Source organism: Candidatus Dependentiae bacterium (genome assembly GCA_018897535.1).
In the GTDB taxonomy this organism is placed as follows: domain Bacteria; phylum Babelota; class Babeliae; order Babelales; family UASB340; genus UASB340.
Genome location: JAHIKO010000028.1, coordinates 1 through 6,272, shown reverse-complemented (window position 1 = coordinate 6,272; position 6,272 = coordinate 1). Strand labels below are relative to the sequence as shown.

General features: G+C 27.8%; 4 protein-coding genes. All 4 read left to right on the top strand.

Annotated elements, in window-relative coordinates; translation table 11 throughout:
* Positions 1-1,635 (top strand): hypothetical protein (locus KKE07_01580; protein ID MBU4269548.1); only part of this gene is annotated, 1,635 nt, incomplete at its 5' end.
* Complete coding sequence (locus KKE07_01575) at positions 1,616-3,364, top strand: ATP-binding cassette domain-containing protein (GenBank protein MBU4269547.1); 1,749 nt, start codon at positions 1,616-1,618, stop codon at positions 3,362-3,364. The genes KKE07_01580 and KKE07_01575, both read left to right, overlap by 20 nt.
* Before the next feature lie 512 nt (positions 3,365-3,876).
* Entirely contained in the window at positions 3,877-4,647 is a 771-nt protein-coding gene (locus tag KKE07_01570) for a lasso peptide biosynthesis B2 protein (protein MBU4269546.1), read from the top strand.
* A gap of 21 nt (positions 4,648-4,668) precedes the next feature.
* Positions 4,669-6,272, top strand: a 1,604-nt coding sequence (locus KKE07_01565; GenBank protein MBU4269545.1) for a hypothetical protein, incomplete at its 3' end; no start/stop codon positions are given.

The following is a 6,272-nucleotide window of genomic DNA, read 5'->3' as shown; positions in this document are numbered from 1 at the left end:
TTGGATACCAAACTAAAAAATATTTTAGTACCGGAAAACATAGTCTTATCTTTTTGGAACCCAGAAGATGTTTTCTGTACTTATGTAGATTTCGAACCGTTAAGATGTAGAATTTTTTTAGAAAATAAAGCTGAAATTATAAAAAAATATTCAGATTTTATTAACAAAAGTCCATTACTATTGGAAACCTATTACAAATACAATGATTCTCTAAAATATATTAGTAAATTATTTATGTTTTATGGTGCAATAGCTCTTCCATCATCTATAATTTTTGGAAAAAATATTTTACCCGATATAACAATTTTTGGAAAAAATATTTCACCAAATGTAGAAGATTTTAAACACTTGTCACCAACAACATTTTCAGGAGTTCTTGCTTGGACAATAGGCTTAGCTACTTCAGAAAAAACATCAGATAAAACAAAAACAGTTATATCCACATGGAATAATGAAAAAAATGTGATAGAGGAAATTGCATATTTTGATGAAACTGCGGCTTTATTTAAATATACTCATAAAAAAATCTCTCTTTTATCTGAATATTTAACCAACATCAAAGAAATAGAAAAAATATCTTTAGAATATCCGGAATTTGCCGAATCACTACCGGTCATAAAAAATTTCTCAAAAATGTTACAAGAACTAAGAGAAAAATCACCGAATTTTGATACTTTAATAAACCTACTTGAAACAAAAACCATCAAAGGAAAATATTGTAGACTGGAATGGTTTTCAAGAGTTTCTATTGCATACAGATTAATGAACGAACAAAAAGAAAATTTTATACCTTTAATGCTTGCCGTTGGTGAAATTGATGCACAACTAACAATAGCTAAAATTTATAAAGATTTTCAAAATAAAGATGTAACATTTTGTTTTCCTGAATTTATAGAAAATTCAGAAACTCCTCAGCTTTCAATAAAAGATTTTTGGAATCCTCTTTTGGATCCGGAAAAAGTAGTTACAAATTCTATTGATCTTGGTTGTAATGGTCATCCAAGAAATGTGATTATTACAGGACCAATTGCAGGAGGAAAATCGACAATAACAACTGCAATAATCTATTCTGCAATTCTTGCACAAACATTGGGAATTGCTCCGGCAAAAGAATTAAAAATGAGTATGTTTAATTTTATTCGAACCTATTTTAAGATAACTGAAGATATTGCTGCCGGATTATCACATTTTAATGCAGGAGTGACGCGAGCTATGCAATTGCTTGTTACCGCCAAAAATCTAAAAGATAATGATTTTGCAATTTTTGGCGTAGATGAACTTTTCAACGGAACTTCTGAGGATGAAGCGAAACCACCCGTAGAAACATTTTTACAAGAACTTGGCGAAAATTCTAAAGTAATTTTGATTACAAACACCCATTTACACGAAATAACAAATCTTGAAAAAACAGGATTTTTTGAAAACTGTCAGGTTCCTGTTTTAGAAAAAGAAAATGACGAAATAGAGCCTTTGTATAAAATAATTCCTGGAATATCAATGCAAAATGATGTTGTATTAAAACTTTTAGCAAAACGAGGTATAAATCCAGAGTTTATAAAAAAAGCTCAAAATTTATTGGAAAATAAAAAGCAAAAAAAATTATTAACGCTACAAAATGAAACTAGAGAGATTTAAATTACTTTTAAAATTTTTATGGACTAAAGATAATAAAATAAGAAAATCAATTTTATTATCTTTAGTCCTTGGTATAATTGCAATTCTATTAAACATAATTACACCCATAATATTTAAAAGCGTAATAAACAGTCTTTCCAATATAACAGCTAAACCAACATATTTTATATATATCATACTTGTTACCTATGGTCTTACATGGTTGATTGGACAAATAACATCAGAATTTAAATCAATATTAATATTCAAAGCATTAGAAAGAGGATCTAGAAATTTAAGTCTACAAATCTTTGATAAACTACATAGTCTTTCACTACGCTTTCATATAGAAAAAAAAACCGGGGCAATTATAAGTTCCATTGAAAGAGCTCAATTTGGCCTGGATTCAATTTTTTGGGGAATTTTTTTATATATAATTCCAACTTTGATAGAAATTATTTTAGTTATATCAGTATTAACTTTTTTTTATGGAATTTATTACAGTATTATTTTACTTTTTTTAATTATTTTATATTTATTATTCAGTCTATTTTCAATAGAACGCTTTACAAAAAAACAAGAAGTATATAACCAAAAAAGATCCCAAGCCTCCGCAAGAATGATAGACAGCCTTATAAATTTTGAGACAGTAAAATATTTTAACAATCAAAAATTTGATCGATCAGAATCTGATAAATTTTTACAAGAACAAGAATCAGCCGGAGTTAAAAAATATTATTCTTATTCATTAATTCAACTGGGTCAAAATATAATAATAGGCATATCTCTTTTACTTGTTACAATTTTTTCAGGAAGAGCCGTAATAAATAATCAAATAAATATTGGTGATTTTGTTCTGATAAATAGTTATATACTTCAATTTGCCATGCCATTACACCACATAGGACATATTTTACGCCAAGTCAGAAACGGCCTTAATGATATGGATGAAATTTTTAATTTATTTGAAAAAGAAAATGAAATAAAAGATTCTCCAAATGCCATAGATATTAAAATTAGCAGCCACTCGATTAATTTTGAAAATATTTCATTTTCATATAATAAAGAAAGAGAAATTCTTCATAATTTATCTTTTTCGATTCCAAGCGGAAAAACAATTGCCATTGTCGGGCCTACAGGCTCAGGCAAATCCACAATAACCAAAATATTATTTCGATTCTATGATGTCACGACTGGATCAATTTTAATAAATAACAATAACATAAAAAATATTACTCAAAATTCGTTACACCAATTAATAGGCGTAGTTCCTCAAGAAACAGTGTTATTTAATAATACAATTTATTACAATATAGCTTATGGAAAACCTGGAGCAACACAAGAAGAAATTGAAATGGCTGCACAAAAAGCCCACTTAAAAAAATTTATACAAAGTTTACCTGAAGGGTACAATACAATTGTTGGAGAAAGAGGATTAAAACTTTCCGGCGGCGAAAAACAAAGAATTGCAATTGCACGCGTAATTCTAAAGCAGCCTTCAATCTATATTTTTGATGAAGCAACATCATCTCTTGATTCTGTAACAGAAAAAGAAATTCAAAGAAATATCGAAGAAATTTCACAAAGTGCAACAACTTTAATTATTGCTCACAGATTATCAACAATAATTCATGCGGATAAAATTATCGTTCTAAATGACGGCCAAATCTCAGAATACGGAACTCATCATGAATTATTACAATTAAATGGAATTTATAAAAACCTCTGGAATAAACAACAAAATCAATAATTCTTTATAGACTTTATAAAAAATAATATATATGATTTTAATCAGTTTTTATTCTTATACATATTTTTTTAGGAGATACTTATGAAAATATCAATAAACAAAATATCTATTTTAGGTAATGTTTCAAATTTAACTCTTGGTTCCAATGGAACTTATGTTGAAGGGTATACCAGCGGTAAATCTTATCACAATTAGTTAAGTATTAAAATTAGCGCTTAATTTTTATATTTATTTTTTATAGAAAGTTACTATGAAAAGACAAAATATTATAATTTTAGGTAATGTTTCGATTTTAACATTTGGCATGCAAGGACGATTTAGTGAGATTTTTAGCGTTAGTGGTCCATCTCACAGTAAATTTTAAGAAAGAAATTCTATGAAAATATCAATAAACAAAATATCCGTTTTAGGTACTGCATCTTTACTTACACTTGGTTGTGGCTCTAAAAGCAACGAAAACTTCGGACCATACATTCGATGCTAATCTTCACAGAACCATACAATAATTAATTATGCAAAAAATAAATTTTTCTTTAACCCCTCATATTTACGCAGCAGAATTTGATAATTCGATAATAATTTTAGATAGTTCAACAGATAACTATTTAAGTTTAATCGAAGAAGCTGCTCAAAATTTTAAATTGGTTCTTAATTCAAATTTTTATTTAAACGAAGAAAATAAATTTGTTTTGAATGAAAATGAAAATTTAGAAAAAAATAATTTAGATATTGAAGAGCTTAATGAGTGGATTGCTCATTTTATTGAAAGTAAATACATAATTAAAACAACAGGTGAAAGAAAATTTATTGTCTCATTGCCATTAAAATCCGGAGGACTTATTGATTACCAATGGGATCAAAAGCCCTCCTGGAAACCTTTTGCAAAATCTTCAAAAATACAAATAATAAAAGCCTTTTTTGAACTAAAAAAAATTCATAACATAATGGTAAAATTAGGAATAAAGGGAATTCTTGATATAATTCAAAATATATCAAAAAATAGAAAAAATTTATTTATTCCATCTGAAAAAGAAATAGAAAGGCTTTCATCTGCAGTTGATGCAGCATCACTTCTTTACAAAAAAAAGACATATTGTCTTGCATGGGCGGCTACTTTTGTAGTATTGGCCTTGAAAAAAAATTGGAAATGCAGTCTGGAAATAGGGGTTCAGGCAAATCCATTTTATGCCCACGCATGGGCTATAATTAATCAAAAAGTAGTAAATGATGATCCGAAAATTGCTCAAGTTTTAGCAATAATTTTAAAAGAACCTAATTTTTAAAACATTAAACAGGAATCATTTATGGCATATCTAATTGGATATTTTGGCAAAAATAAAAGTCAAGAAAAAAATAATTCTTTAATTAATCTTGCATTGGAATATTCAGATAAAGACAATTTAACTACTGTAAATATAGATAATGGTTTTATAGTTGCCGGATATAAAAAAGAAAATCAAAATCACTACAATCATATAATGCCACTAAATTCTGATAATGGAATATTTGTAGGAAAAACTTTTGATAGCAATAATTATGATTCTGTAAATTTTAGTGATTTAAATGAAAATCAAATAAAAGATTTAATAAAAAACCCTGAAAAAATATCTCAATCTCTTTGGGGTAGATACATAGGTATTTTATATGATAATACAACTCAAAACCTAAGATTAATAAGAGATCCTCAGGGTTTATCTTCCATTTTTTATATTATAGAAAATAACGAAATATTCTTTTCAACAGAAATTGCATTAATTTATAAAATTCTTAAACATAAACCGGAAATAAATTTTGATTTTTTTGTACAACACCTTATTCATACAAATTGGGCGCTTGAATCAACACCATTTAAAAATATCAAAGAGCTTTTGCCCGGAATGGGTTTGAATTTTAATATAGATGGAACATATTCAAGCAAATTACTTTGGGATATAAATTCATTTAAAGGCTCTTTTGTAAAAGATAAAAATAAAATAGAAGAAGAACTTTTAGAAAAACTAAGAGCCACAATTAAAGCCTGGTTTAAGGATAGCTCAGGAATTTGCGTTGAACTTTCCGGAGGCACAGATTCTTCCGGATTAATGCTTTTATTAAATGATATTTTTAAGGGAAGTAAAAAAATAGTTCCGGTAAATTATATAGATAGCCAAGTTCAAGCTTCAAATGAAATTGAATATGCAAAAGAAATTGCAGATCTATGCAACACGCAATTAAATTTTATAGATTGGCAAACGACATCAATTTTGGATAAATTGCCTCAAGATTTCCGCCCTAACAGACCCACAACGTTTAATCTTTTCCATAATTTACGTAAACAAACATTTGATCTAATGGCAAAAAACAATTGTTCAGACCTTGCAAATGGACAAGGTGGAGATCATGTTTTTCTAGCACCACCACCGGAATCTGCAATAGCAGATTATTTATTAGAACGTGGTTTATTTGGCATCACAAAGCCAATAAAAGAGTTAAGTGGAATTTATAGAACATCTTGGACCAATTTATTAAGCAAAAACAAAAAAACTTTATTTGGATACTATAAAAAAAATAGATATAAAAATGAAGAAGATATTTTGAATTTAAATAAAGATGTTTTACAAAACACTAAATATGAAAAATTTTATCTGGAAGATATTTTTAAAAAAATTCATCCCGGCAAGGCATATCATATTGAAGCATTAAGTCATGCAGTAACATATTCAGAAAGAGATACAGGATCACTTGGTTGGGCAGAATCTCATCCAATACTTTTTCAACCTATAGTTGAACTTGGACTTAAAATTCCAACATACCAATCGTTTGAAGATGGATACGATAGAATATTTTTCAGAAAAGCCATAGACAGAATAAATAATTCAAAATCTATGTGGAGAAGAATAAAAGGACATACAACAGGATCTATGCTTAA

Excerpts from the sequence above, each read along its gene's own strand:
- KKE07_01575 (MBU4269547.1), top strand. The coding sequence starts at position 1,616 with ATGAAACTAGAGAGATTTAAATTACTTTTAAAATTTTTATGGACTAAA.
- KKE07_01570 (MBU4269546.1), top strand. The coding sequence starts at position 3,877 with ATGCAAAAAATAAATTTTTCTTTAACCCCTCATATTTACGCAGCAGAA.